Origin of the sequence: Thiolapillus sp. (genome assembly GCF_048562965.1) — a bacterium.
Classification (GTDB): Bacteria; Pseudomonadota; Gammaproteobacteria; order Chromatiales; family Chromatiaceae; genus Thiolapillus; species Thiolapillus brandeum_A.
Genome location: NZ_JBHNMF010000514.1, coordinates 1 through 2,319 on the forward strand (window position 1 = coordinate 1; position 2,319 = coordinate 2,319).

Consider the following 2,319-nt stretch of genomic DNA (forward strand, 5'->3'; position numbering starts at 1 on the left):
GGCCTATTGCCGCATCTCCAGTTACCTGCAGACCATGGCAAATCAGGGATACAATCCGCTGGTCGCCATTCAAATGGCCTTTTCGGGACAGCTCTATGCTGATAGGGGTGAGTAGTTACGTGATCAGATTGTAACTGATGGCGGCAAGCAATGCAGCGATGACCACCGCTTCTCCGGTGCGGGCAAAGACCTGGTTGATTTCCACAAAAGTGCCAACGGTGTCTGCAACCGCAAGCCCGACTGAGAAAGGGGCAATGAGGGTGAACAGGCTGACGATACCGATGGCGACGGCCGGCCGCATGGCCCTTGAAGCAATGGCCGCAGCCACCATGTCTGCCGCATCATGAAAGCCGTTTGTGAAGTCGTAGAGAGCAACTGCTGCCACGACCAGGATCAGCGCGATGCTGACATGCTCCATCAGGATTTGTGCTTGAGGATTCTTCGTTGACTGAACAGCAGTTCAGCAACAATAACCGACACATAGATGATACCTATCCACAACAGGTTTTCTCTGTTCGTATTCCACAGGTAAACAGCCAGTGCGCTCCACGATGCCAAAGACAGGATCAAACCGAGAAGTGGTCCTGCAATGCCGCAGGCTATTCTTTCGCGCAGACGCAAGGCAGAAAGGTTGATGGCAGCAAATATAAGCAGGAATGTTGAGCTTGCAAAAGAGGAAATAATGGTCAGGTTGCCCAGGTTGACAAAAGCCAGGGTGGCCAGGGTAATGATGACCAGGCTAACCCAGGGGATGTTGTTCTGCTGCCTCCTGAAACCGAAAGCAGTAGGCAGCGCCTGTTCCCGTGCCATGATCATGCCCAGGCGGGCGGTGCCGAACATGGTGGCATTGATGGCCGAGGCCGTGGAAAAAAGTGCGGCCAGGCCAATCAGCAGAAATCCTGCCTGTCCCAGAAAAGGTTTTGCGGCCACGGCCAGGGCGTATTCCTTGTATTTCTGAATTTCATCGGGCAGCAGGTTGCCTACCGCTACCAGCGAAACCAGCACATAGATGGCGATGGTGACGGCAATGGACCAGACGATAGCCGGCTTCAGGTTGTGCTGCGGATTTTCCATCTCGTTGATGGCGTTGGGAATCAGCTCAAAGCCTTCATAGGCAACGAAAATGAGCGCCGCTCCCATGAGTACACCGGTATAGCCCTGGTTGAATACCGGCAGCACGTAGTTGCTCTTGATGTAGAAAAGGCCGATTGCCGCAAACAGAAACAGGATGATCACCTTCACCGTGACGATAAGCAGTTCACTGCTGCCACTGGCCTTGATGCCATAGAGATTGACGCCGAGAAAGGTCAGCAGTATCAGCGTTTCCAGCAGATGATGCATGGCGGGGGAGGAGTTGCTGTCGCCCAGCATGGCACTTCCATACACGCCAAAGGTATAGGCATACAGCGCCATTGTGCCGACATAGCCAATGAGCAGCAGCCAACCGCCCATGGCTGCGATATTGCGGTTTCTGAATGCGTGCTCCAGAAAGGTGAAGCTGCCGCCGCTTGACTGGAAGGCCAGTCCCAGGCGCGCATAGGAAAGTCCGGTGAGCATGGCGATCACGCCACCAATGGCGAATGCGATGGGCGCGGCATGTCCCGCTTGTGCGATGGCCAGCCCGAGCACGGAGAAGATGCCACCGCCAACCATACCGCCTATGCCCATGGCGATGACTTCCTTGAGGGTGAGTTTTTCTTCGTTTTTCGCAGCGCTGGTCTGGCTCATGGGAAGTCTCGTAACCCTTTCAATCAATATGCACTATGATACGGCATGCTGCACAAAAGGATAAGATGAAAAAAGGTCAGGTTATGAAAGCAGACAACAGAAAGATCGGGTTGTTGCAGGCCACTTCCATTGCGGTTGGCACCATGATTGGCGCCAGCATTTTTTCCATCTTTGGTCTGGGTGCAACCATAGCAGGGCACAATCTGCCTCTCGTTTTTGTAGCCTCGGGTATTGTCGCCCTGCTGGTGGCATATTCTTATGCCATCATGGGTGCGAAGATCATTTCCAACGCGGGACCCATGGAGTTCATCCTCCAGGCCTTTGGTGACAGCCTGATGACGGGCGCATTGAGCTTCCTTTTCTGGCTGAGCTATGTCGTTTCTATTTCGCTTTTCGCGAAAGGTTTTGCAGGTTACCTGTTACCTTTCTAGAGTTTAGAGTTTCAGAGGAGAAAAACCACTAAAAATCTCAAAAACAAGCGTGTCTTCGGCCTCGTGATAGATTTTGGGACATCCCAGTCCCCAAAATCGACTCGGCCTTTGACAACCTATTGGTGCCCCAGCCGTCCTGGTCACCAAGCACTACGCAACA

The 2,319-nt window shown here is 53.3% G+C and carries 3 protein-coding genes; 1 reads left to right on the forward strand and 2 read right to left on the reverse strand.

Annotated elements, in window-relative coordinates; genetic code table 11:
- Positions 1-115 precede the first annotated feature (115 nt).
- The gene (locus tag ACOCD2_RS17095; RefSeq protein ID WP_293653098.1) at positions 116-418 is read right to left on the reverse strand and encodes an inorganic phosphate transporter; all 303 of its coding nucleotides are present in this window, start codon (positions 416-418) and stop codon (positions 116-118) included.
- Positions 418-1,728 carry an APC family permease gene (locus tag ACOCD2_RS17100; RefSeq protein ID WP_293649818.1) on the reverse strand — a complete coding sequence of 437 codons (1,311 nt, stop codon included), beginning with the start codon at positions 1,726-1,728 and terminating at the stop codon, positions 418-420. The genes ACOCD2_RS17095 and ACOCD2_RS17100 overlap by 1 nt, the downstream gene beginning before the upstream one ends.
- A 65-nt stretch (positions 1,729-1,793) precedes the next feature.
- Here ACOCD2_RS17100 and ACOCD2_RS17105 point away from each other — a divergent pair, with 65 nt between their 5' ends.
- Positions 1,794-2,159, forward strand: a complete 366-nt coding sequence (locus ACOCD2_RS17105; RefSeq protein WP_305800709.1) for a hypothetical protein — start codon at positions 1,794-1,796, stop codon at positions 2,157-2,159.
- Positions 2,160-2,319: the final 160 nt, after the last annotated feature.